This window comes from Bacteroides sp. MSK.18.37 (assembly GCF_019129155.2).
In the GTDB taxonomy this organism is placed as follows: Bacteria; Bacteroidota; Bacteroidia; order Bacteroidales; family Bacteroidaceae; genus Bacteroides; species Bacteroides ovatus.
Genome location: NZ_JAHOIB020000001.1, coordinates 2,676,406 through 2,702,790 on the forward strand (window position 1 = coordinate 2,676,406; position 26,385 = coordinate 2,702,790).

Annotated in this window: 20 protein-coding genes; 11 read left to right on the forward strand and 9 right to left on the reverse strand. The window is 42.4% G+C overall.

Features of this window, described 5'->3' with window-relative positions; genetic code table 11:
- Positions 1-26: 26 nt before the first annotated feature.
- Both KSX81_RS11040 and KSX81_RS11045 read right to left on the reverse strand, forming a co-directional pair.
- On the reverse strand, positions 27-1,199 hold the full coding sequence (locus KSX81_RS11040) for a glycerophosphodiester phosphodiesterase family protein (protein ID WP_004322526.1): 1,173 nt from the start codon (positions 1,197-1,199) through the stop codon (positions 27-29).
- Between the two features lie 218 nt (positions 1,200-1,417).
- Entirely contained in the window at positions 1,418-3,067 is a 1,650-nt protein-coding gene (locus tag KSX81_RS11045; RefSeq protein WP_004322527.1) for a DUF6377 domain-containing protein, read from the reverse strand.
- Between the two features lie 278 nt (positions 3,068-3,345).
- On the opposite strand from KSX81_RS11045, the gene KSX81_RS11050 reads away from it, so the two are divergent.
- Entirely contained in the window at positions 3,346-4,134 is a 789-nt protein-coding gene (locus KSX81_RS11050; RefSeq protein ID WP_004298089.1) for an aspartate dehydrogenase domain-containing protein, read from the forward strand.
- Here the strand turns inward: KSX81_RS11050 and KSX81_RS11055 are convergent.
- The 4 genes from KSX81_RS11055 to KSX81_RS11070 all read right to left on the reverse strand — a co-directional run bounded on the left by KSX81_RS11055 (position 4,117) and on the right by KSX81_RS11070 (position 9,373).
- On the reverse strand, positions 4,117-5,001 hold the full coding sequence (locus KSX81_RS11055; RefSeq protein WP_004298088.1) for a D-isomer specific 2-hydroxyacid dehydrogenase family protein: 885 nt from the start codon (positions 4,999-5,001) through the stop codon (positions 4,117-4,119). The genes KSX81_RS11050 and KSX81_RS11055 overlap by 18 nt on opposite strands.
- A gap of 507 nt (positions 5,002-5,508) precedes the next feature.
- Positions 5,509-7,182 (reverse strand): leucine-rich repeat domain-containing protein, encoded by a 1,674-nt coding sequence (locus KSX81_RS11060; protein WP_004298086.1) that lies wholly within the window; start codon positions 7,180-7,182, stop codon positions 5,509-5,511.
- Positions 7,183-7,391: 209 nt separating this feature from the next.
- Positions 7,392-8,492, reverse strand: a complete 1,101-nt coding sequence (locus KSX81_RS11065; protein WP_022199964.1) for an AraC family transcriptional regulator — start codon at positions 8,490-8,492, stop codon at positions 7,392-7,394.
- A gap of 257 nt (positions 8,493-8,749) precedes the next feature.
- Positions 8,750-9,373: an HU family DNA-binding protein gene (locus KSX81_RS11070; RefSeq protein WP_008648950.1), complete on the reverse strand. Its 624-nt coding sequence runs from the start codon at positions 9,371-9,373 to the stop codon at positions 8,750-8,752.
- A gap of 394 nt (positions 9,374-9,767) precedes the next feature.
- On the opposite strand from KSX81_RS11070, the gene KSX81_RS11075 reads away from it, so the two are divergent.
- The 7 genes from KSX81_RS11075 (at position 9,768) to KSX81_RS11105 (ending at position 20,072) form a co-directional block, all read left to right on the forward strand.
- The gene (locus tag KSX81_RS11075; protein ID WP_004298079.1) at positions 9,768-10,334 is read left to right on the forward strand and encodes an RNA polymerase sigma factor; all 567 of its coding nucleotides are present in this window, start codon (positions 9,768-9,770) and stop codon (positions 10,332-10,334) included.
- A gap of 149 nt (positions 10,335-10,483) precedes the next feature.
- A complete protein-coding gene (locus KSX81_RS11080) occupies positions 10,484-11,425 on the forward strand; it encodes a FecR family protein (protein WP_128858141.1) in 942 nt (313 codons plus the stop codon).
- A gap of 294 nt (positions 11,426-11,719) precedes the next feature.
- Positions 11,720-14,965 (forward strand): TonB-dependent receptor, encoded by a 3,246-nt coding sequence (locus KSX81_RS11085; RefSeq protein WP_004298072.1) that lies wholly within the window; start codon positions 11,720-11,722, stop codon positions 14,963-14,965.
- 10 nt (positions 14,966-14,975) lie between these two features.
- Positions 14,976-16,370 carry a RagB/SusD family nutrient uptake outer membrane protein gene (locus KSX81_RS11090; RefSeq protein WP_022199965.1) on the forward strand — a complete coding sequence of 465 codons (1,395 nt, stop codon included), beginning with the start codon at positions 14,976-14,978 and terminating at the stop codon, positions 16,368-16,370.
- Between the two features lie 29 nt (positions 16,371-16,399).
- A complete protein-coding gene (locus KSX81_RS11095) occupies positions 16,400-18,070 on the forward strand; it encodes a PQQ-binding-like beta-propeller repeat protein (RefSeq protein ID WP_224440830.1) in 1,671 nt (556 codons plus the stop codon).
- Positions 18,071-18,140: 70 nt separating this feature from the next.
- Positions 18,141-19,106: a glycerophosphodiester phosphodiesterase family protein gene (locus tag KSX81_RS11100; protein ID WP_004298068.1), complete on the forward strand. Its 966-nt coding sequence runs from the start codon at positions 18,141-18,143 to the stop codon at positions 19,104-19,106.
- Between the two features lie 66 nt (positions 19,107-19,172).
- Positions 19,173-20,072, forward strand: a complete 900-nt coding sequence (locus tag KSX81_RS11105) for a glycerophosphodiester phosphodiesterase family protein (RefSeq protein WP_004298066.1) — start codon at positions 19,173-19,175, stop codon at positions 20,070-20,072.
- Between the two features lie 106 nt (positions 20,073-20,178).
- Here KSX81_RS11105 and KSX81_RS11110 read toward each other — a convergent pair whose 3' ends face one another.
- The 3 genes from KSX81_RS11110 to KSX81_RS11120 all read right to left on the reverse strand — a co-directional run bounded on the left by KSX81_RS11110 (position 20,179) and on the right by KSX81_RS11120 (position 24,164).
- Complete coding sequence (locus KSX81_RS11110; protein WP_004298064.1) at positions 20,179-21,276, reverse strand: SGNH/GDSL hydrolase family protein; 1,098 nt, start codon at positions 21,274-21,276, stop codon at positions 20,179-20,181.
- Positions 21,277-21,289: 13 nt separating this feature from the next.
- On the reverse strand, positions 21,290-22,858 hold the full coding sequence (locus KSX81_RS11115; RefSeq protein WP_004298063.1) for an ATP-binding protein: 1,569 nt from the start codon (positions 22,856-22,858) through the stop codon (positions 21,290-21,292).
- A gap of 85 nt (positions 22,859-22,943) precedes the next feature.
- Entirely contained in the window at positions 22,944-24,164 is a 1,221-nt protein-coding gene (locus KSX81_RS11120; protein ID WP_004298062.1) for a M16 family metallopeptidase, read from the reverse strand.
- Between the two features lie 105 nt (positions 24,165-24,269).
- Here KSX81_RS11120 and KSX81_RS11125 point away from each other — a divergent pair, with 105 nt between their 5' ends.
- Genes KSX81_RS11125 through KSX81_RS11135 form a run of 3 tightly spaced genes read left to right on the forward strand, consistent with a single transcriptional unit; the run spans position 24,270 to position 26,323 of the window.
- Positions 24,270-24,803 carry a TIGR00730 family Rossman fold protein gene (locus tag KSX81_RS11125; protein ID WP_004298061.1) on the forward strand — a complete coding sequence of 178 codons (534 nt, stop codon included), beginning with the start codon at positions 24,270-24,272 and terminating at the stop codon, positions 24,801-24,803.
- A gap of 6 nt (positions 24,804-24,809) precedes the next feature.
- Positions 24,810-25,415 carry an SIS domain-containing protein gene (locus KSX81_RS11130; RefSeq protein ID WP_004298060.1) on the forward strand — a complete coding sequence of 202 codons (606 nt, stop codon included), beginning with the start codon at positions 24,810-24,812 and terminating at the stop codon, positions 25,413-25,415.
- On the forward strand, positions 25,403-26,323 hold the full coding sequence (locus KSX81_RS11135) for a carbohydrate kinase family protein (protein WP_004302990.1): 921 nt from the start codon (positions 25,403-25,405) through the stop codon (positions 26,321-26,323). The genes KSX81_RS11130 and KSX81_RS11135 overlap by 13 nt, the downstream gene beginning before the upstream one ends.
- Positions 26,324-26,385 lie beyond the last annotated feature (62 nt).

Here is a 26,385-nt window from a genome sequence, read left to right on the forward strand (position 1 = left end):
GATGATTTTTATATTAGATGATAAAGTTAACGAAGCCCTCTTGCCTGTAAGGCCGGAATCAACAAGTCCGGTAAATCGGTCTGTATCATACATACCATCGGATAGATTTGCAAGAGTTCATCCAGATAGCCCTCGTTCAGTGTCCATTCTGATACGTTACTGCCACTTGCCGGAAGCATATTTACCGTAGCCAACATTCCGTCATTGATTGAACTTCCCAAAGGAGTACTTTTCCCGTTTGTCAGGTAGCTGTATTGCACAAAGTAATTGCCCGGTAGCCCCATCATCGGTTTATGACTTCCTGTCCATGTATATACATGCGCTTTAGGAGTAATGCCCAATACTTCTTCCGCTTTCTGCGCACTGTTACAGTAGAAGAATACCGATTCCATCATATCCAGTTTCATTACAATATCCACCACTTGCTGCGAGGTCGCCGTGCGCGGAGAGTAGTCAAGATTGTAATAGATTCTACCTCGGCCTGCTTTCAGAAACTCTTCCAGAGTAGGCATTTTTTCATCAGTCACCCGGCCATTCCGGTCTTTCAGGTTGTACTTCTGTAATTCCGCATAGGTCATTTTCGTGATGTCGCCTGTGCCATTCGTAGTGGCATTGATGGTCTGGTCATGGCATACCACTACCACTCCGTCGCTTGTCACGTGAGTATCACACTCGATCACTTCAGCGCCCGAATCAATGGCATCTTCTACGGAAGAGACTGAATTTTCGGGAACAGTCCTGTCCGACGTGTGCGCACGGTGCGTCATGACCCACACTTTTTTGTTGTCCGGCTCTCTGAATTGCTTCATTGCCTCCGTCAACGCCAACAGATTATAGATGCGGATTCTCTTCTGCACCTCATACTGACCTGCCGTAACATGCAGTGTGTAGTCACCACTTTGGGTATAGGCATAAGTGATGGGATTAGCAGCCTTTCCCTCCTTGACCGTCCCGTCACCAAAATCGACAGTAATATCGGTATTTCCATCAATGTTGTTGAATTTGACCTCCACCACTTCTTTCAGCAGGGCACGGGTACTTACTTGCAGGTAAGGATTCTTTTTCACAGGATCATCGTCAGAGCAAGCGTTGCAAACTATTCCCAATAGAATAGCCCAACAGCATAACCAGCTTATCGGCTGGCGTTTTGTTCTTCTTCCTTTTTCCGGAACAAAAAAATGCAGTAATTCATTTTTCATTTGTATTTCTATAAAGGTTAATAAAAAAGGAACTCCCGAAGGCGGAACCTGTTCGTTCCGTTCGGTTATGACAAAAATAGAGGGAAATGCCCCGATAAAAAATAGCAAAGGGAATATAAGTGGAAATCTACAATTCTCTCAAAGAAATAACCACCTGATTATTAATATTTTATTTCTAAACAAGCTCACATTAAAAGGTAGATTGGGCACAGATTTTATTAACGGATTTTTGCCACCAAATCTTCAAAATCGTCTCGTGAAACACGTGCTTTTGTTTTTACTCTCGAACGATAATTATAGATTGTATTCACCGAATAATGCAGAAGTTCCGCAATCTGCGAACTGTCTTTTATTCCCAACCGTATCAAAGCAAAAATACGCAGTTCGGTATTCAGTAATTCATCCGGTTTCAAAACGATTTGTTCGTCAGGTAATAATAAGGCATTGAGAGATTCCACAAAATTAGGAAAGAGATGCAGGAAAGCGGAATCAAAGTTCGCATATAATTCTTGCACCTCAACGGTTACAATGTCATTGCTAAGGTGTGTCATTTTGAGCAATTCTGCCACTTGTCCGCGTTGCAGTTTCTTGTTTACCAGCTTTCTGTACGCTTGCAAACGGTCTACATATACAGAGCACAGTTTGAAGAAACGGGCAATATAGGCTTCTTTAATAAGATTGGACTCGGAAAGTTCCAGATTGGTGGAACGAAGATGACGGTTCACTTCTTCGAGTTCTTCATTTAACGAGAAGAGCCGTTCGTTTACTTCCTGCAATCCTTTTTTGGCGATGGAAAGGGCTTTCATCTGTCGGTAGATATAGATTAATGCAATCACCAACAGTAATGCCAACAAGGCTACGCACACAATATAGATCAGTAATTCCCGGTTTTGTTGCTTGATAATATCCTGATAATTCCCGTTTATCATAGAAAGCGGGGTGATATTCATCCAGCTCCGCAACCGCGTTTTATAGAATTGTGATATTTCCCATGAGAAATTGATATAGTCATAGGCACGTTTCAAATCTCCTTTACTATTCAGTTCCTGTGCCAATACCATCAAAGAAGATTGCTCCTTAATGGCGGAACGAACATCTGATATGGCTGAAAGTACCAGATAATACAAATGCTCGTCTTTCTTGCCCATGCTCTCAAAAAGACGGAAACGCTGATAGGCTACCAGTGCATATTGAGGTGTTCCGAAAGAAGATTCTGCGAGCCGGCGGTCACTGAATTCAAGAGCCTCATCGTATTTTCCGGCTTCTCTTAGTTGAGTCTCACGCAACCACAGGTATGTAGCCGAGGACGGATCTAAAGTGATCTGCATGGAATCACGGTATGCATGGCTCAATTTCACATAGCGGGAAGCAAACATCTTATATCGGGGTTGTGCCGCTCCTGCTTCGAAATATACATGCTCGTAACAAGTATAGTAATGTCCCAAAAGAGACGATGGCAATGTCTGACGATCAATCGAGTTAAGTATATCCGCTGCTTCCATATACATTCCGATGGAGGATAACAGATAGGATAGCTCCAATTGAATTTTAAGTTCCCGCTCTTTGTCATTCAACTGGCGTGCCAACAGCATATTTTCATTCAGATAGTGGAGTGCAGAATCGGAACTGTATGCTTTATATTCAAGATAAATATCGTTATTCAGATTATAGCGTTCGACAGAAAAGGGAGGTGTCTTTCGTGCTTCTTTTTTCAGTTCATGGAGTTTATTCTCTTTAATTTGCACATAAGTATCGGCTTCCTTAATCGTTTTATCAAGCACATTTAACAATGAGTCCAAGCTTTCACCAGCTAAAGCTGAATGGCAGGAAAAGAAGAGCAAAAAGCAGAGTAGACAGTTCTTTTTCATTGGGCGGATAGACTTTAGTGAGTATGAGATGATAGAGATTAACCGGACAAATGTATAGAAAATCTTCGTAACCTAACTATAAATGGCTCATAAATTAAAGGAACAAGTAATCTATTATAAAGAAAAAACAGGAGCCAAACAGAGTATATGTTACATTATCATTAATAAAAATGAGTCTTACTCTATCAGACAAATCCATTCCCGGATACATACCTGATGAAAATAAATACCATATTACCAACCGAAGCTCTTACCAATAAAAGTATTATCTTTGTTGCATGAAAAAGTTAGTCATTGTAGGATGTGGACGACTTGCAGAAATCGTTGCGGATGCAGTTGTCAAAGGCTCATTACCAGATTATGATCTGGTAGGTGTCTATTCGCGTACGGCATCAAAAGCAGCGCACATCGTAAATAAAATGCAGCAACATGGCAAACCTTGCATTGCTTGTGCCAAATTGGAAGAGTTATTGGCATTAAAACCAGATTATCTGGTAGAATCGGCCTCTCCTGCCGCTATGCGGGAATTGGCTTTGCCGGCATTGAAAAACGGAACGTCTGTCATTACCTTGTCTATCGGTGCTTTGGCAGATGAAGTTTTCTATCGAGAAGTGACAGAAACCGCCAGAGCAAATGGTACACGGGTCTATATCGCATCCGGAGCTACCGGTGGATTCGACGTTTTAAGAACTGCCTCTCTGATGGGAAATACGACGGCCCGCTTCTTCAATGAAAAAGGTCCTAATGGACTCAAAGGAACTCCCGTTTATGATGATTCTTTGCAAACGGAACAACGTACTGTTTTCTCCGGTAGTGCTGCGGAAGCTATTCGCCTCTTTCCAACCAAAGTGAATGTTACAGTTGCCGCCTCACGGGCTTCTGTCGGTCCGGAGAACATGCAGGTATCCATACAGTCTACTCCCGGATTTGTGGGAGATACGCAAAGAGTAGAAATCAAGAACGACCAGGTGCATGCCGTAGTAGACATTTATAGTGCCACATCGGATATTGCAGGGTGGTCAGTAGTGAGCACCCTGATTAATATCGCTTCACCCATTGTATTCTGACAGATTGGCCAGTACTTTTGCGCTCAGGCGGTCAAACGCCTGACGCGTGCGGCCAGTAGACACCTGCATACAACGTACATGCGGATGATTGAGAAGTTGCTCACCCCCCAATGCGCCTATCGTGTCACAAAAGCAAAGGTTATCACCTTCCAGCCATTCAGTAAAAGCAGCCTCATCCCATGCCGGCGACAAACCGGTATTGAATAAGATCTTCCGGTTACCCATCTGCTTAAATTCCTCTTCGTGCAACAGAATCGTATTTTTATTCAGGCAACAACAAATGACTTCACTCTCTGCCAGGAGTTCCCTCAATGGCAAAAAGCGATATCCTTTGGCAGTAGCCGCTTCTTTCTCACTGCGGGCATAATATGAAATTTCAGCACCAAAGAATTTCAAGGCATCCGCTATCATGCCGCCAGACTTACCCAGTCCGACTATTCCGACTTTCAATCCGGTAATCTCACGAGGCAACTGCTCCCACGATTCCTGTCCAAAGCCGTGCAAACAGCGCACCAACTCACTGACTACATATTCCACTACTCCCTCGTCACCATAATCCCGGATACCTGTCACCGTGATACCCCGTTCATTAGCATAGCGAATATCGACATTGGCACTTTCGGGAGAATAGAGTGAGCAACACATTCCAATGTATTTCACATTCGGACAACACTCGAGTACATACCGGTTGATACGGGAGGTATAACTCAAAAGCACCGCATCAGCATCTCCGATACGGGCAATGATTTCATCATCATTCGCGGGTATATCAGGATACATCACCACCTGACCGGCAAATGAATACAACGCTTTTTCGGCCGACGGAACCAGACTGACCGGCTCTATAGCTACAAGTTTCTGAAACATCGTTTTTTTATTTTAGATTATTCGCGGTTAAGATAACCAATTGAAGAATAAACACTTTGCATAATTTGGGGAATTGAGAGATAACAATTTGGTAACTGTGCGCATTTTAGCGATTTGCAGAGTTGTATCTTCAAGTAACTCTTTCGAATACAAAAGTAACAAAATTCTCTCAGGAAACAAACTCACGACCGGTTTTTATACAATTCGACAATAAAAAAACTCCGTTATTCGATGATCTTCCTTTTGACAGAGGACAGCTTTCCTAAGTCATGCGGAGTAAATTGTATAAAGCAAAAGGATCCCTGCAATTTGACAGTGGGGACCCTTTTTGTAAGTTGGGCGGAGATCTATTTTGTAATCTGCCGATGACAGAGCGTTTTTAATCGACTACTAATTAAGATATAATCTTTTTACGACAACATATGTCGTCAACCGCATCAGGCATAAAATTGGATTTCAAAAAATAAATCAGACCGCCTTGAAGTTCAACTTCAGGAAAGGCGCGGATTACGGTGGCGTGATACTCTTCCATCTCATGAGGCCGCCGTACTGCGCCACAGTCCATTCATTGTTGGCGGAGACTGTGGGGACGGCCCCGCCACCCTCTTGCTTGTCGGCGTTCAGCACGAGGTCGCACTTGGCGGGATTGAATACGTTATCTCCGGAATGAGCGGTTCTGTTGTGAAAAACGGCGGTGCGCTCTATGCTGCTACCATCACTTATGTGAACGAAATCTCCGGCTGCGATGGCTTCTATCCGGGTGAGAGCTTTGCAGCCCGTTACGATATAATTGCCGAACCGAGTACACTTCGGTATTTTGAGCGTTTCGAGGCCCGTGCATCCGTAGAAAGCATCCAGGCCTATCGCTGCCACATTATCCAAAGTGAGCGTCTTCAATGAAGTGCATCCCCGAAATGCGCTTTCATCAATCTGGGTGACCTGCGAAAGATTCACCGTAGTCAACGCGGCGCAACGGATAAAGGCATACTCTCCAATTACCTGCACGCCATCGGGCAGCGTCACCTCCTGCAAGGCGGTGCAATCCTTAAAGGCGAGTTCGGGCAAAGTTGGCGTTGCACCCCAGCCCGTCACTTCGGTGAGGTCGCATTTCGTGATTTGCGTATTATCGGCAAATACACCCCACTGCCCGCCCATTCCTATCTTGGAAAGTTCGCCCTTCAGCTCGATTTCGGTGTGGCCTGCTTCGAGGGCTGCACAGATGGTTGCCCGCGCCACGACGTCGGTCATGCCGGTCACGTCGATAGTGCCGGAGGTAGGGGGTGTGAAATTTTTCAGGCGCAGCTTGATTTGATAATCCGCCGCAGGGTCGAGGTGAAGTTCAAAGTTGCCGTCGTACTTCCCACCCCATCCCGCATAGACGCCGACCGTTGACTCCGGATTCACTATCAGGCGGTCGCAGTCCGCCTGCGTCAGTTGGTAATTGCCAATGCCTTGGGCGACGGGGGTTGTACCGATCATTTTGAGAAGGAGGTGCACATCACCCGTGAGGGCTTTCGGAACGGAGATAAGGGGATAGGAGACGGCCGGGTAAAAATTGCAGTCCAGGCCTATGTAAGCCCCGGCAGCGGTCTTTCCCCCGTTCAGCACGAGGGTGGCACCATACCAGACGCTTACACAGCACGGACTGCTGCCTGTCTCGTAAGACAATTCGCAGCCGTCACCCAGTTCCAATTCCGCTTTCTCGCCGTTAGCCAGAATCATGTTGTCATCTTGCCCACTCAATGCCACGTCTTTGCCCAGCGTAATCTTGCCGTTGTAAACACATACTGCGGCGTTCATATCTTGTCGGTCCAGATTGATATTGGTGAGTTCGATATAAACGGCACCGGCGTCGGGGCTGAAATTGCCGAGGAGGTGGCGGTTGCTGGCGGTGTTATCCCAAGTGAGGGTGTGGTGCCCGCCGTCTATCTTGAAGTGGCCGCTGCCGTTCATGGGAGGGGTGTCGTAGTCACCTCCCGCAGGTATCGTGATGTTGCCGCCCAGCGTAATGAGTGTCGGGGCATCGGCCGAGGTGCCGCCCGTCTGCAGGGCGTTGAGCAGGGCGTCGTAGGTGGTGACGACGATACCTTCCGGCACGGGATCCGTTACCGGATCGTCCTTGCTGCACGAAGCAAAGACTACTGTTGCACATAGCACTAACAAAGAAAAAATCTTTTTCATGTTGTTTTATATTTGATTAATATTCATGGGAAAACAAAAAAGCGCAGAGCGGTTTATGCCCTACGCAGCAAAAATATAATGAAAATTTTGGATGATTGGTGCATGTTTACGCATATCTGACGTCGAAACGTGCAACACAAGTGTTTTTTTGTGGGTTTATTATATGTTTAAACAAGCTGTATCACCCAATATACAACAGCTTGGAGGTGTTATCTATTTTTGTACTCGGTAAAAGATCCCCCTGTTATCTCCCGGAAGATTTTACAGAAATGGCTTTTGTGGGCAAAACCCGAAAGCTCGGCAATTCTCTCCATTGTATAATCCGGATGTTTCGCCATTTGCTCTGTGGCGTATTCTACCCGTTTATTGTTCACCCAACGTTTGAAACTCACCCCGTAAGTCGAATTGATGAATACAGATAGTTTCCGTTCCGGGATATGCAGAGCCTCGGCATAGTCGCCCAGCACAACACCCTGCTGGAGATACAATAATAGTTTTGCCATTTCATCTTCCAGTTCCCTGTCTCCTTCACTCTCCTTTGTCGGCTGCGATTCTTCCTTCTCCTCTATCGCGGGCAAAGCCTCATAGTAAAGTTTGTATTGGTAGTTGATATACCTCACTCCAAAGTTAAAGTAGTACACTGTAACCACCACCGTAATTATTCCGTCGAATAACGGGGCAGGGAATATACTGAACACCAGAACGGCAATGCCGATACAGGCAGCCTCGTAGAACAGTCTCGAAGCCCACCGGAATTCATATTTGCCGGTGTCGGAGAAATAGTTCTCAATCTTGGCCATATAATTCCGTTGCTCACGCCGGAATAAACGGACGTAAATCACGATCTGCGTCAGATAAGTAGCCGCAAATACAGTTCTTAACAAAAGAACCGGATTCGTGATATTCGCTATATACTCATCCACCGAATAGATCCTCACATCAGGAAATAGAAGTATCGTTAATAGATAGAGTCCCACAAAAAACAATGTCGGGCAGAGGTGTCGCAAAATATTTCGCCGGCAAACGTATGGTGAATGAAAAAGTATCAGTACGATAAAAGTAAAAAGCGCCGCCTGCAACTGTGCCGCAACGAGCACAGGCATTGCAAATATCTCGGCAACACTCTCCTGCACCCTGTTGTAAAGGATAAGCGCATTGCACAGAGCCACGATAATCGATGCAATACCCAGGAATCGTTTGGCATTGCGGTAGTGCGGGTTTATCAGCTGTGGGGCTGTTTGAATCAACAGTAGAGCCATCCCCATCGTCAGACAACCGAAGATATTGAAGTAGTATATGATATCCAACATATTATAGTTTGTGTTATCGGTCAAACAACATTCGGACGAGAAATCCACTGTAAGGCTGTTTCATATACACCTCATCACCGTTTTACCTGTATTCACAGCCAAAGGTACTGTATTTTTTTAGCCATACATCATACTTATACCACATTTTGCACTGATTCAATCCATTCGGGTAGATACTACCTCTTCATTTCTCTGTTCTGTTCCCAATCTCCAATCTTGTACGACAAAGGTTTCCATCGATATTCCGTTAGATTTCACTACTCGCCATCCGGTTCCTTTCGTGGCGGTGCAATGAAATGCATCTGATTACCCCGTCCCTCTCGCTTGATAATGCCTTCGGCTGCAAAAGATTTAAGATCGTCCAATGCAGTATTCTTCAGGCGTCCTGTAAGTTGCGTATAAGTGGCTCTTGTGATGAAGCCATGCTCTCCGATATATTGCAGGACGAGTTTCTTCAGATTGTCTCTGTCCCACTTACGCGAAGTGTTGAAATCGACACACTTTCTACGCTCCAAATCTCCGCGAATACCTACACGCATACTCTTGGAAGCACGGAAATTCACCCCGTTGAAAGCTACGGATTCAGAACGAATATCATTCTTATTTGCTACCAATCGGGAAGCTTTCACTTTGGCTGAAAAGAAACCGAACTCTCCCAATTCGACGCGGTATCCTTCACCCAGATATTGCAATACATCGTCTTTCAGTTCCATCAGGATACCTTCTATCACTCCTTCCTTAAATCCAGTTCTTTTAGCAACACCACGGATCAATCGTTCTGCCGGAATCGTTCCACTGTAAACAATGTCGGCATACATTGTTTCCGTTTCTCCTTCCTTAGTAGTCAAGGCAGGCTTCTTCTTTAAATTGTAAAAGGCCATAATCTTATTGTTATATTTAAGACTTTTCAGTGCAGAAAATAAAGATTTTCAGTGCAGAGATTTATCATTGTTTATGCACTCGGGTAGTTGTCCGGTTGTAACGGGACAATAGTCACTTTGTAAACAGCCTAATGTCACCTTATAAGGTGATATTTATCACTGCATAAGGTGACCACCTGTCTTTACAAGGGTAAAAAACAGTAAAGATACAAAATTAATTAGCGGAAAGCAAGAGACGGCACAATAAAGCTCAATATATGATTGTAATATGATTGCAAAATAAAATTCATCTGCCAACTACCGGACATCGGTTTCTCTTTATTTATTCACATAGATTTGTTGATTTCTAAATTATTTCAGTACATTTGCCCGACCTACTTCTATTGCAGAAAGGATGAAAATAGACGAAATACAGTGCATAAAAGAACTACGCAACGGCTCCTACCAGGCTTTTACACAGATTTATGAAGCCTATGCCGACCGACTTTACAGCTTTGTTCTTAAACAACTAAAAAATCGTTCCCTGACACAGGATATTGTTCAGGATACCTTTTTACGCCTATGGGACAACCGTAACCAGTTGAATAGCTTCGGCAATCTGCAAGCCTTTATTTTCACTATTGCCAAACATCAGGTAATCGATTATTTCCGCAAACAAGTCAACGAACTGCAATTCGAAGACTTTATGGAGTATTGCGAGAACCAGGCAACTGACGTATCGCCGGAAGATATCTTATTGTACGACGAATTCCTGCAACAACTTCAACAATCGAAGAAAGTTCTGTCACAACGGGAACACGAGATTTATGAATTAAGCAGGGAGAAACATATCCCCATCAAGCAAATAGCCGAACAACTGGATCTCTCCGAACAAACGGTGAAAAACTATCTGACTTCCGCCCTGAAGATTCTTCGCAGCGAAATGATGAAATATAATATTCTCTTTATTTTCTTCCTGTAACAAGAATAACACTTTCAGTAGGAATAATTAAAACTCCACAAAACTCTACAAACACCTACTATTCCTAACTTTTTCTATGCTCTACAACATAAAAAAAGTCTAGTACTCCCTTTATGTATTTACGTATAACCTATAGAAACACCAATAATATGAGTCCACAATTTAAAAAGTTATATTGCCAGTACATCGAAAAAGGAATCACCTCTTTCGATATTGGAAAGTTCAGAAATGAACTCAACAACATACCTGACGAAGAGTTATGGAATACCATGATAGATATGGAAGACAACACAGTAGAGATAAAGATGCCTCCTATGATGAAAAAGCAAATTCGAAAGGAACTACAACAAATCATTTGGAGACGCCGTTGGCTGCAATATATGAAATATGCTGCCATTATCGCTATCATCCTATCATCCTCTTTTGGACTTTATACATGGATGAATAACCCGGAAAGTCAAATGGTTGCTGTAACAGTTAGAGCTGGCAGTAAAGCAGAAATGGCTCTCCCTGATGGTACATTTGTACATCTAAATGCGGCTACAAACCTGGAATATGATGTAAACAACTCCAAGCAACGCCTCGTCAAACTATCAGGAGAAGCCTTTTTCGATGTTGCCAAGAATCCCGATTGCCCATTCAAGGTAATAATCAACGATCTGCAAATTGAAGTAGTAGGAACTTCATTCAATGTAAAGACCTATAAAAAAGACATTGTAGAAACGTCTTTACTTAGCGGACGAATCAGAATATCAGGTGGTTCACTTCCCCATGAATATACGCTTTCACCTGGACAAAAGGCGACCTATTCCGCTATGGACAGAACACTACGAATAAGCAAAGCGGATGCCCATGTTGAAGCCGGATGGAGAGATAATTACCTCATCTTTGAATCCACACCATTAATTGATGTAATAGCCCAGATAGAACGATGGTATGGGGTGGAAATCAGATTGCATCATAAGCAAATCGCACAAGATTTACTATCGGGATCTTTCCGAAACGAAAGTATACAGAATGTCATAAGATCCTTAAGCATACAATACGGATTTAAGTACGAGATACATAAAGATATAATAACTATTTACTAATTTAAAAGAAAGGAGCTTATGGAAAACACATAGTAGTTAAAATCAAAAAAGAACAACCAAAGAATCGCCCAATCCTTTGGTTGTATGGAAGTCGATAAAATTTTATACATCAAAACATTATCAACTATGAATATCACAAAGTTAACATTTTTATTGAGAAGGAAACTGCGGAACAGCCTTATTTTTAGAAACTTTACCATTTTATCCGCTGCTATAATTTTATTCCCTTCGGGAGTGTTTGCCCAAGAAGGAAATGTGTCCATTCATATCAAAAATGGCACGGTAAAAACTTTCATGAAACAAGTAGAACAGCAAACGAGATATACTTTTGTATACCGGAATCATGTTCTTAACGATCAGACTAAAGTGACAATTAGCTGCACAAAGAAACCTATCAGCGAAGCGCTCTCACAGGTATTTACTCCTTTGAATATATCTTATTCATTTACCAACAACACCATCGTATTGGTAAAGCAGGAGACAGAACAAAGAAGTAATGAAAAGAGAGCGATTAAAGGAACCGTACTAGATGAAAGTGGAATTCCTATTATTGGCGCCAATGTCATGCAAGGAAAAGGAACCGGAGTCATTACAGATATTAACGGAAACTTTACCATTGTAGCAGATCCTAACCAACCACTAACAGTATCTTATATTGGATTTGACTCACAACAAGTGAAAGCCGGCAATAAAAACAATCTGAAAATATATTTGAAAGAAAGTAGCATTGCATTAAATGAGATAGTTGTAGTCGGCTATGGCTCCCAGTCCGAAAAACTAGTAACTACTTCTATCAGTAGCCTGAAAGTGGATGATCTGGACCAAGGCAGTGACTACAATGTAGCTAAAATGCTGCAAGGTCGTACTCCTGGTGTAAATGTAGCCTCTGCCAGCGGTACCCCCGGTGAACAACCGAGTGTACGGGTACGCGGTATTGCATCCATCACAGGTAACAGCACCCCATTGTATGTGGTCGATGGAGTTCCCAGTGAATCAATGCCTATGCTAAACCCCAACGACATCGAACGCATGGACGTATTGAAAGATGCTTCAGCTGCTGCCATCTATGGTTCGCGAGCTAACAACGGTGTTGTCATCATCACCACAAAATCGGGAAACACCAACAGTAAAACACGCGTAAATGCCAGTGTACGCCACAGCCTTGGATGGATTGCCAACGATATACCAATGGCAAATGTAGCAGAATATACTCGTACTATGCAAGCAGCCGTAGATAATTGGAATGTGCAGAAGAAGGACACAAAATCATTCTTTATCCCCGACCGGATTACCGAAACAGACTGGCTCGGACTCATTCAACGTGATATAGCACACTCTACTATGGCATCTATCAATCTCTCGGGAGGTAATGAGAAAACTACCTTTTTCACCTCTGTGGGATTTAACGACCAACAAGGTATCATCCGTACCAGCGGATTCCAGCAAACCAACCTAAGGGCAAAATTTACTCATCAGCTGAACAAATGGTTTAAACTGAATCTGAATCTCACAGGATCTTACAGCCGTTTCGATAAAGTGGAAGAGTCATCTACCAGTTTGAAAGTGATTCGTACTGCCCGTGAAGAACAACCATGGATTGGAGCTTATCGGGAAGATGGAGGCTATACAGTGATGTCAACAGAATTATGTCGTCATAATCCCGTTATGCTGATTAATGAAGAAGACTGGACTGTACATAAGAAACAAGGAGTAGCTGCCCTTAGTTTTGATATTACTCCTATCAAAGGACTCAAATACACTCCCTCATTCAGCATATACGGTATTCTTGATGAAGAAAAGAAAACAATTTCAGAGAAACATGACGCACGTTCCAAAAATGCAGGATGGGGTGCACTTAGCGAACAGAAAAATGTAAGTTACCGATATGTTATAGACAACGTAATTTCGTATGAAAATAGTTGGGATAAACTGACTTATTCAGCCATGCTTGGTCACTCATACGAAGAGTATAACTATGAAACTTTTGGAGCTTACAGTGATAATTACGCAAACGGTGCTTATCCTTCTTCCAGCTTCGGTCTGATAAATTCCGGTTCTAACATCTACGCAGGTAGTATCGGATATAATGCATATGCACTCGAATCTTATTTCGGACGTGCCGCCCTGAATTGGGATAATCGCTATATCTTAAATGTAACGATGCGTCGTGACGGTTCTTCACGTTTCTCAAAAGATAAACGTTATGGAACATTTCCTTCTGCTTCTTTCGCGTGGCGGATTATCAACGAACCTTTTTTCCCTAAAGGCACGCCACTGAATGACTTAAAGCTACGAGCCAGTTGGGGTAAGACTGGCAGTATGGATGGTATCAGTAACTGGGCAGCTATGTCATTAGTAACTTCGGGAGGAAATTCCTATAATGGTTCATCCGGTTTTAAAATCGGAGCAGATGCTGCGGATCTTATCTGGGAGAAAGCTAATCAGGTGAATGTCGGAATCAACGCAGAGCTATTCAACGGACGACTGGCGCTATCTGTAGACGGATACTATCAAAAGACAAGCGGATTACTTTATAATATCAGTACTCTTGCTACAACAGGATATACTACCCGGACAGCCAATATCGGCTCGCTGGAGAACAAAGGATTGGAAGTGATGGTGAGCGGTAAAATATTCGATGGTCCTTTTAAATGGGAGCTTGCTACTAACCTCTCCTATACAAAAAACAAACTGTTGTCATTGGATGGAGTACTTGATATGAAAATCAACGGTGGTGGTGCCAATACCGGTAAAGTAATGCATGCTTTAATGGTAGGTAAACCGGTTAGTGCTTTCTATATGTTGCGTCAGGATGGTATTTATCAAACCGACCAGGAAGTACCAAGCAAACTCTACGCAAAAGGAGTACGTGCTGGTGATTGTAAGTACTTTGACTACAACAATGACGGAGACATCACAGACGATGACCGCATGTATGTAGGAAAGGTTACACCTGACATTTATGGTGGTATCACTTCGACTATGAACTGGAAAAACTTCGACTTATCCATTTTCTGCCAATTTGCAGCCGGAGGTAAAATCCTGTCAGCATGGAAAGGCTGCGGGGGAACAGAAGGTACGGAACATCTCGGCTTGGCGTCCAGCAGTATCAAAGGTTACAAAAATGGCACACTGGTCGATTCGGAACAATTCTATAACATATCAAAATATGCCGCCAACCATTACTGGAGGGGAGAAGGAACTAGCAACACTGTTCCACGCCCTACTTTGGCAGGCACGTTCACCGGCGGTTTCGGAAACAATCTTGTTTCTACCCGTTATCTGGAAGATGCTTCTTATTTCAAATTCAAAACCATCACATTGGGATATAGCCTTCCTCATTCTCTGTTGTCAAAAATACATGTAACGGGAGCTCGCATCTTTGTTTCTCTCGACAACTTTTTTACACTGACCAAATATTCCGGATATGATCCGGAATTCTCATACGAAAGTAATCCGACAGGCAACAGCTACGGAGCAGATTTCGGAGAACAAGCCACATTAAAGAGTTTTATCATAGGTGCAAGCATTAACTTCTAAAACTAACGATATGAAAAATATAAAACTATTATTCACTCTGGTTTTAATGACCATAACTATACTCGGCACGAGCTGTTCTGACTGGCTGGACGACATCAGCCCCCGACATGCAATTCCTCAATCAGCCTTGACGGATGATGATCTCGAAAAGCTATTAAATGGAGTATACGCCACTATGGAAAATTATACATTCACTTTCTGGTGGTTGGATGATATACAAGGGGAAAATTTCAAAGCAGGTCCCGGAGGAGGTCAAATTACAGACCCATGCGAAATGTCTCCCTCGTATACCAATCAGGCAATTAACATTCTCTCCTTTTGGAGAAACTCATTTACAACATTGCATCAGGTCAATTTTCTCGTAGAAACTTATGAAGCTTCCGAAAATAAAGAAAGTGCTCTTATGAAAAAAGTAGGTGGTGTCTCTTACTATTTCCGTGCATTTATTTATTATCGTCTGGCCTCTCATTATGGAAATGTCCCCATCCTGCGTAAACGTTCAAAAGAGGTGGTTCCTATCTCTCCGGAAGCTGAAGTATGGACATTCATCGAAGAAGATTTGGGTAAAGCTATCCGCTTACTGTCAAAAGCAGATTCCAAATGGTACGTATCTTCTGACGCAGCAAATGCACTTGCTGCACGTGTAGCTCTTTTCCAGAACAAGATGACGGATGCTGCAAACTATGCAGAAGCAGTATTAGCTAATTCCAGTTTCTCGCTCGCATCCACCGCTATGGATTTCTCTAAAAATTGGGTTGCAGGAAGTTCAAGTCCGGAAATTATATTTGCCTATGTTAATAATTCAAGAGCATCCAGTCCTCTAAACTTCACATTATACGTTAATGACACGGACGGTTCATGGAATTATGCTCCATCTGATTGGTGTTATAGTAGTCTTTTTGCTGATGATAATACTCTTTCACGCAAAGGAGACGTACGGTTAAAAGCCACATTCACCAGCCAAGATGCCAACCGCGTAATCAAATATCCGAATGGGACTTATCAATTGGCGGAAACGTCAGATTATACCTGCACACCGGTAGTAATCTCCCGTATTTCAGAAATGTATCTGGTAAAAGCCGAAGCTCTCGGAAAAACGAACGGAGCCGCCGCATTAGTGGAATATATGAAAAAAAGATATACTACCGCTCCAAGTGAAGCAGCAATCAAAGCTCTATCGGACAAAGAATATCAGACATTGATCTTGGACGAACGCCGTCGTGAATTTTATGCTGAAGGTATGCGCTGGCAGGACATCAAACGTACAAATCGCTTAGAATTGCTAGAAACACTTGATGGTCGTACTTATCTGATGTATTATCCGATCCCTCAAGATGAGATTGACATGGCCGGTACGGTAGCCTACCCACAAAATCCCGGATATGCGGGATATACAGGAAATTAATAACAAAACCTTAAATGATTATTATGTGTATGACAACTATTAAAAATAAAGTACGGATATGTCCGTTCATATATATTGTTTGTCTTTTATTATTTGCCGCATGCAGCAACGAAGACAATGCCGGGAAAGATATTCCTTCCGCAACTTTCTCAATCGCTCCCGAAAGAGGGCAAATAGAAGGTGAAATACAATTCACTAACGCATCTTATGGAGGTAGTGGCAACTTTACTTATGTATGGGATTTCGGGGACGGAACGACTTCTACCGAAGAAAGCCCGAAGCACGTGTACAATGAGAAAGGTATATTTGTTGTTAGTTTGACCATAACCGACAGCAGTGGAAGATCGAACCTCTACCGGAAAACAATTGAAATTACCGATAAAGTAGTAGAAAAAGGAGACCTCACATTACTATGGACCTCCTCCACTCATTTAGCCAAGTTAGTTTCCAATTCCGCCGCTCTTTCTCCTGATGAAAAAACGGTTTACATCAATAGTAATGACCACATATTACATAGTTATGATGTAACTTCAGGTATTGAAAAATGGTCATTCGACATGACTGATCCATCTTGGGGAGCGCAGGCAACAGGAGGCTCAAACATGACACCGTCTGTAGATACGGATGGTACAATCTACATTGGCACAGGTGACGGAAGCAATGGTAAACTATTTGCTATCAATCCTGATGGAAATAAGAAATGGATTACTTTCAATGATCCGACTACCGGTTTTTGGAATAAAGGTAACGCCGCCAATGCCAAAATGCGTAGTGTGTCACCAGCATTTGATGATAAATATGTATACTGTGGTAATGGGGGAAGCACCGGTTCAATGATTGCGGTAGACAAAACAACAGGAAACCGTGTTAGCTATTTAACTAACGCAGATGGTACCAGCGGTCCTGCCGGAGGTGTTTATGCAGGTCCTGTTATCTCCAAACAAGGAATGATGTATATCATGTGTACCAACTACGGAATGTTTGGTGTAGCAAAAGCTACTATGGCTAAAGATGACAATACTTTCAGCCCATGGGCATGGAGAGCATTTGACAGTGGTTTGAACAGCGGCTGTCATGCATCAATGGCCATAGACAATGAAGGAAATGTATATGGCATGATTTATACATCTGATCTGACTACTACCATCTATTCCGTTGCCAGTGACGGTAGTGTACGTTGGACTACCCCTATTGAGAATACCGGCAAACAAGATCAGGGAGGAGTCGTTATCGGCACAGATGGCACTGTATATGCCTCATTGAAAAGTCAGGGAGATATGCCTGGCGGAATTGTTGCATTGTCAGCAGGTGGAACTATCAAATGGCAATATGAGATATCAGAAAGTGTTAGCAGTACTCCTGTTATTGATAAGGATGGACATATCTTGTTCGGTACGGAACGTGGTAATTTCTATATCCTTGACGCAAATGGTACTGACGCTATTGCCGTACTTGATGTGGCCGGAGCAATTGCTAACAGTGAAAGTGCTTATGCATCCGAATGGGCTGCAACACAAGGCAAATTCTGGAGTTCACCGGTAGTGGATGCAGACGGGACTATCTATGTGGCCATTACTAACACCCAAGATGAATCGAAAAGTTTATTAGTGGCCCTGTCATCCAAATATGTGAAAGGATTACCAACAACAGGCTGGCCGATGCGTGCAAAAGACGCTCAACACACTGCTACAGTAAAATAATTCAAATCAAACAGGATAGGTTATTTCGATAGCCTATCCTACATTATCTAATAAATAAAATAAAAAGACTATGAAGAAAGTATTTTTTCTTTTGGCAATCATCTTACTTGTATCCGGGCAAGTAATGTGTACCAGTTGCGGCTCTTCCAATGATGAATATGAAAACAAAAATCAGCCGACTCCTCCGGATGATAATGAAGACCCGGAGGACCCAGGTGAAGAACCTGACACTAAAAGTTTAACAACCGACTTAAAGAATCTTTCCAGCAACACAAGTCTGAAAATGTGGACTTGCGCTCATCGTAGCAACACCTATAAGGGAATACGTGACGGAATTCCTGAAAATTCTATTCCCGCTATCCAATATGCAATAGAAGTCGGTGCCGATATGATTGAAATAGACCCTAGAGCAACTTCTGACGGAGTAATCGTAAATATGCACAATACAACCATTAATGCTACAACAAACGGAACTGGTGCTGTAGCCAATATGACTTATCAAACTCTTTATCAATATTTTTTAAAAGGTTCTAAAGGTATCACTGAATACAAAGTGCCTACACTTGAGGAAGTATTGGATGCTGCGAAAGGCAAAATCTATGTTTGTGTCGATGTAAAAGAGAAGGGTCTTTTAGGTAAAATCATTAAAACGGTTGCAGAAAAAGGGATGATCGACCAGGTTTGCTATTATACTGGTTCCAGTACATCATATATTGAAGAAATGAATACTATTAACCCTGGAGCCATTCCTTTTCCATGGGTATCCACTGCGGCAGAAGTAAAAGTCCTCGCCAAATATTACAGTAAAGTACAAATGGTACAATTCGGAATAGACAATGCATCTCTCACTGAACTAATGGGAGCTATTAAAGATGCCAAGTTAGTAGGTTATGCCAATCATTTAGATTGGGATAGCGATCTACTGAATAGTAAATATTCGCACCTTCAAACTTTTATAGATAACAAAATAGAAGTTGTGCAAACTGATTACTCTGATCTTGTCAACTCTTATTTAAAAGAAAAAGGATTAAGATAACTTTATAGGATAGTTTTTCATAGGTACCCAATATAGATCAAAACATTTTATTTAAGAAAAGCACGTATGACAAGGAAAATTATATTTCTATTATCAGTTCTTCTGGTTTCATTATCTGCTGAAGCAGAATCCAGAATTGATAAACTATTGAGGAATCTTCACGACAAGAATTCTCAATATGTATTTGTTATAGCTCACCGTGGCGACTGGAGGAATGCTCCGGAGAACTCCATACAATGTATAGAGAATGCCATCGCTATGGGAGCAGACATGGTTGAACTTGACATTCAGCAAACCAAAGACAACAACTTTATTTGTATGCATGACGCAACGCTAGACCGCACTTCAACAGGAAAAGGCGCCATTAAAAACTATACGACAACAGAACTAAAACAATTTGTGCTGAAAAGTGGAAACGGTATAAAGACCCGCCGATCCATACCCACTTTAGAAGAAGCGTTAATGACATGTAAAGATCGTATTCTGGTCAATATAGATAAAGGCGGAACATATATAAAGGAGATTCTTCCCATCATTCGAAAATGTGGAATGGAAAAACAAGTGATTATAAAAGGAAGGTATCCTGTCGAGAAAGTTCAAGAGGAATATGGAACCAATACCAGTATGCTCTATATGCCTATCATTCATTTATGGAAAGAAGAAGATATAAAAGCGACCGAAAGTTTTATTAAAGACTTTACGCCAATAGCCTATGAACTCTGCTTCAAAGACGAACAGACTTCAAATTTAAAGGTTATTGATAAAATTGTACAATCTGGTAGCCGGGTATGGATGAATACTCTATGGGATAGTCTATGCGGTGGACATGATGACGAAAACGCCCTATTAGAAGGTAAAGATAAGCATTGGGGATGGATACTGGAACATAAGGCAACTATGATACAAACTGATCGTCCCCAAGAATTAATCAAATACTTAGAAGATAAAGGTTTAAGGAAACTATAAAATACCAACAGCAACTTAACACATTTGCAAAAGAAAAAGGCCAATTCACCCCCATGAATTGACCTTTATTTTTTCTATCTGTCTCTGTTATAATCTTTCATTCCTGTTATTCAGCCTTGAATTTGATCTTCAGAATCTTACTGATAGCCGGTTTATATTTCTTCAACATTCGGTCGAATCCCAAGTCATTCGGATGGGTCCCATCTACAGTCCCCTCATGGTCTGTTCCCAAGAATTGATCTTCTTTTATGAAATACAGGTTCTTGACATTCTTCTTTCGCAATACTTCTACCTGTTCAGCGATGGCCTCGTTCTGTCGTTTTACATTCTCACGAGCTTTCTGGTTGAAATTACCTGTTTCACGTATCAATGTCTGTATCACAATAATAGGCGTATCCGGATGCTTCTGGCGCAACGTCATTACAAAATCAACAGTCCGGTCGGTTATCTCTTTGGGAGAAGGATTAGGAATACAATCGAGAATGAAAGCATCCGCATCAATATCCGCCAACATCTCGGCAACTTCTTTCTCCATCTTGCCGTTTCCGCTCAATCCTAAATTGATAAAATTATATCCGCTGCTACGGGACAAACGAGCCGGATAAGCCATCCCGGGACGACTGGCAGATGCTCCCTGCAAAATACTGGACCCGTATACCACTATCTTTTCTTTGAACGGATTTTCTCCTTTACGTATGTGTGCATCAGAAGAAACACCTATTTCCAGACTTTTCAGTTCATCATATAAAGGCAGATATAACAAACATTCTTTCTCTTCCGTACCCATATTATCAACAAGCACTTTTTCCGTAGTCACACCACCCGGTATCCCTACTCCGGCAAATTGCCATTTTCCATCCCGTTTGATATATAAATCCAGACCTTTCTGAGCAACTCTGGTCAGATTGGGTAACTGGTAATTATCAGGAACCATCCATTTGGCTTTTATGACGGGGCTATTCGTTGTAAAAGAGATAGCCAGACCGGCAGAGTTTGTGAATAGTTTCTTCACTGTGGGAGGCATTGTACGATACTTGGCTGTATCTACCCGATGGAAGTATTCGCCTTCGGTAGTTGCTTTGCCTACCAGTAAAAGCTCTTGAGCCGGCACATAGGTAATGTTATCCTTTTGTTGTCCGGAGGCTGTGAAGGGAAGCACCATCAGCCCCAAGCAAACCCAGACATTTCGTATTAAGTTTTTCATAATCAATTTTATATTAAATTTCTTTCGCTACCATCCAGCGCTCTACATTTCGTTTCTCTGCGCTAAACTCTACACCAACTTTTATCACTTGTTGATCCTCTGCCGTATAAGGAAAAGCATAACCTTTTTCTTCAATCTGCTCCATGGCCTGCTCAACAGTCCCATTCAGCTTGAATTCGAAAATATAGATGAACTTCGGGGTTCGTACAACCGCATCTGCACGTCCCCGTGAGCTATGTACTTCTGCCTGCGTGAATTGTCCCATCAGTTTGAATATTAAATATATGATGACTTGATAATGACGTTCAGTCTGGTCATTCAACTCGTAAGGAAAATCTGCAAAGAAAGCTTCAAAGCGGTGCATGAAAGCGTCAACATTGCCTGTACGTAGTTCTTGAACAAACTTACCTATATAAAAGCTTCGTTCTTCATCCGTGACTGCCGTATAAAATGGGAGTAAAAAGTTAAGAAAGCCATAACGTACTTCGTCGTTAGGAAAGCCTAAACGATAAAGTCTAAACTCTCTGTCATAATCTTTAATAGTCAGATAACCACTCTGATAAATCAATGGAATAGGATTTTTCCTATCAGCACGATATTCAGTGAAAGCGGAAGCAGCTGTCTCTATACCATCCATCAGCAAGCGAAGATCATAATCGCTCTCTTTCAATAACTTCACAAGGAAAGTAGGAGTTCCGGTCTGAAACCAGTAATTGCCGAACTCTTTACTAAAAAACGCATTCAGCACACTGAACGGATTGAACACTCCTTCTCCATTAGGATGAAAATGATAGCCGTCATACTGTCGGGTCATTGTTTCTACAACTTCTTCCGTACTCATATCATTCGCTTGTGATAAAGCCGCAATCTCCGGTTCAAAATTAGCAAGAAGTTCTTCGCGGGTGATTCCACAAAGAGTAGAGAAGTCATAATTCAGACTGATGTCATTCAATTGGTTCAGATCACTAAACACACTTACTTGCGAGAATTTGGTGACACCTGTCAGAAAAGCAAAACGAAGATAGCGGTCTGCACTCTTCAACACACCGTAGAAAGCTTTCAAAGTAGAACGGTAAGAATCGAGAAGCGGTTCATTCTGAATAGCCTGTAGTAAGGGCTTATCATACTCATCCACCAGGACTACAACACCCCTGCCTGCTTGTTCGGAGGCACGACGAATGACACCCAAGAAGCGGGAAGACAAAGTGGTTTCATCTTCTCCCCTGCCATATATAGCTTCCCATTGAGTTAACTGGTTACTTAAAATAGCATCCAATCTGTCCGGTGAATCATATTTCTCGGCATTCAAATCCAGATGCAGTACGGGATATTCTTCCCACTTCTTTTCTAATTGTTCCACGGCAAGTCCCGTGAAAAGGTCACGCCGTCCCTTGAAATAGGCTTCAAACGTAGAAATTAACAAACTCTTTCCGAATCGGCGCGGACGGCTTAAAAAAAAAGGTTTACCGATGTTTGCTATAGTCCACATCAATGCGGTCTTATCTACATACAAGTATCCGTCATTGCGGATATCTTCGAAAGTCTGAATCCCGATAGGGAGTTTTCTGCCCGTCACCAACATACAATTTCTACTATTAGATTGTTATCACATACGTATCTGCTACAAAAATACGAATTCTGGCAATGAAAGCAAATCTGTCAATCAATTATTTGTAAATCAACGTAGATAAGTATTCCTCTGCAAACATCTCATTGGCAACTTCCAACAACATCTCTGCTGTTAGCTCTTCTATACGCTTAAAAACAAGCTCGGATGATTCATACTTATGATAATGAAGGAATGTTTTCGCCATCCCTAACGCATTATTCTCAAAGTTATCGGACGCTACTCCGATTTGCCCGATCAACTGCTTTTTCGCTGCCGCCAACTGGGAAGAAGTCATCTTTGTATCGCGCATCCGCTTCAATTCCTTATAGGTCAATTTCAGGCAAGTATCCATGTCATCCACATCCGTCCCGAAATAAATACAGAAAGCTCCCGTATCCGTATAGGAAGTCAGATTGGATTCGACATTATAGACCAGTCCTCTGCGTTCGCGAAGGGACACATTCAGTTTACTATTCATTCCGGGACCTCCAAGGACATTATTCAGCAGATAGAGTGCAGTACGCTTGTCATCATACGCATTATAGCCACGGCTACCGATCATGACATGTGCCTGGTGCGTATCTCTAGCCACCGTCAAATGTTCCGGCACATACAGAGGCGGAGGTGTACGCCGATTCTCTACCTTCACATCAGGAATATCCAACAGGTATTTTTCTACCAGGCGGATGATTCTCTTGAACTCGTACTGCCCCTGAACAAAAAACACCATATTTCCCGGTTGGTAAAAACGGCGGGTAAACGATAGAACATCTTCCGTGCGAAAACTTCGCAGAAGTTCCGGCTTACCAAGAATGTTTCTTCCCAATGGATGATTGCGGAAGATCATGTCTTCAAAATCGTCAAATATCAGTTCCGACGGAGTATCTTCATACGACTGGATTTCATCGATAATGACCTCTGTTTCTTTTTCTATCTCATGCTGCGGAAAGGTTGAATGAAATACAATATCCCCCAACAACTCAAGCGCACGTTCCAGATGTTCTTTCAGGAAAGCGGCATAGACGACAGTTTCTTCCTTATTTGTATAAGCATTCAGGTCACCACCTACATTCTCCATCCGGTTGAGGATATGCCAGGCTTTCCGCTTCTCCGTTCCCTTAAAAATCAGATGTTCTACAAAATGGGCCATTCCCTGCTCATTCTCTGCCTCATCACGGGTTCCGGCATCAATCGCAAAACCACAATAAGCTACTTTTGAGAGGGTTGGTTCATGGATAATACGCAGGCCATTTGGCAATGTATATTCGTTACCTTGCATCGTTTTATACTTCCTTATTGAATTAATGCCACAAAAATACAATAAAACTTATTGCTGTTTATAGAAAATTGCAGATATTTGTGGACTATAACAGCAACAACGTATATGGAAAAGATAGGAATATTCTGTTCCGCCTCCGATAACATTGACAAAATGTACTTCGAAAGCGCCAGCCAAATAGGCAAATGGATGGGGCAGACAGGCAAAACCTTGATATATGGAGGAGCCAGCCTCGGATTAATGGAATGCATAGCTCGTGCCGTGAAAGAAAATGGCGGTAAGGTCATTGGAGTAGTTCCTGCCAAACTGGAAGAGAATGGCAAGGTAAGCAGTCTGTTAGATGAAGAAATTCATACCCGTAACTTGAGTGACCGCAAAGATATCATAACGGAGAAGTCGGAGGTATTGGTTGCACTCCCCGGAGGCGTCGGTACTCTTGATGAGATTTTCCACGTAATAGCCGCTGCCTCTATCGGATATCACCGGAAGAAGGTCATTTTCTACAATGAATATGGTTTTTACGACGAGCTATTAAAAGCACTCCACACCCTGGAGAACAAAGGTTTTGCACGACAGCCTTTCTCAACCTATTACGAAGTAGCAAACACATTAAATGAATTAAAAGAAAAAATAAACTGATCCTATATGATAGACTCCATCAAACAACTTTTGCAACAGGAAGCACAAGCTGTGCTCAACATCCCCGTAACAGACGCTTATGAAAAAGCGGTGAAACTGATTGTAGAACAAATACATCAGAAAAAGGGAAAACTGGTAACTTCCGGTATGGGAAAAGCCGGGCAGATTGCTATGAACATTGCTACGACTTTCTGTTCCACCGGTATTCCATCCGTCTTTCTGCATCCCAGCGAGGCGCAACACGGGGATTTGGGTATCTTACAAAAAAACGATCTACTCCTGCTGATCTCTAACTCTGGCAAGACACGTGAGATTGTGGAATTAACCCGCTTAGCCCATAATCTGGACCCGGATCTGAAGTTTATCGTTATCACCGGAAATCCGGATAGTCCGCTGGCAAAAGAATCGGATGTCTGTCTAAGTACCGGCAAGCCTGCAGAAGTCTGTGTGTTAGGGATGACTCCTACTACATCCACTACTGCCATGACAGTGATCGGAGATATATTGGTAGTACAAACCATGAAGGAAACAGGATTTACTATCGCTGAATATTCAAAACGTCACCATGGCGGTTATCTGGGAGAAAAATCAAGATCACTATGCGAAAAGTAATCGGTATCGGAGAGACCATCCTCGATATCATCTTTCGAGGTGACCAGCCTTCCGCAGCCGTACCGGGAGGTTCTGTATTCAACGGTATTGTCTCATTGGGACGAATGGGAATAAACGTCGGCTTCATCAGTGAAACCGGAAATGATCGTGTAGGCAATATTATCCTGCAGTTCATGCGTGAGAATCATATTCCAACCGATCATGTAAATGTATTCCCGGATGGAAAATCACCCGTATCTTTAGCCTTCCTGAACGAGCAGAGTGATGCCGAATATATCTTCTACAAAGACTACCCGAAGCAACGTCTGGATGTTTTGTTTCCGAAACTAGAGGAAGACGACATTGTCATGGTGGGTTCTTATTACGCACTGAATCCGGTTCTGAGGGAGAAGATTCTCGAATTACTAGATCAGGCACGTGAAAAGAAAGCCATCATCTATTATGACCCGAATTTCCGTTCTTCACACAAGAATGAAGCCATGAAACTGGCTCCGACCATTATTGAAAATCTGGAATATGCGGATATTGTACGCGGTTCTTTAGAGGATTTTCTATATATGTATAACATGCAGGATATAGACAAGATTTACAAGGATAAAATCAAATTCTACTGTCCCCGGTTCATCTGTACTGCAGGTGCGGAAAAGGTAGCGTTACGCACTAATCTGGTCAATAAAGATTATCCGATAGAACCATTACAAGCAGTCAGTACTATTGGAGCTGGTGATAACTTCAATGCAGGGCTGATCTACGGATTACTCAAATACGATGTCCGATACCGCGATCTAAATAACTTGAATGAAGAGATCTGGGATAAAATAATCCAATGCGGGAAAGACTTCGCAGCTGAAGTTTGCCGAAGTTTCAGCAATTCGGTTTCGGTGGAGTTTGCACAAAAATACAAGTGATATTACAAATAAGGATTTGGATATAAGTAATTCATCCAGCGAAATCCCTATTTTCATAAAAT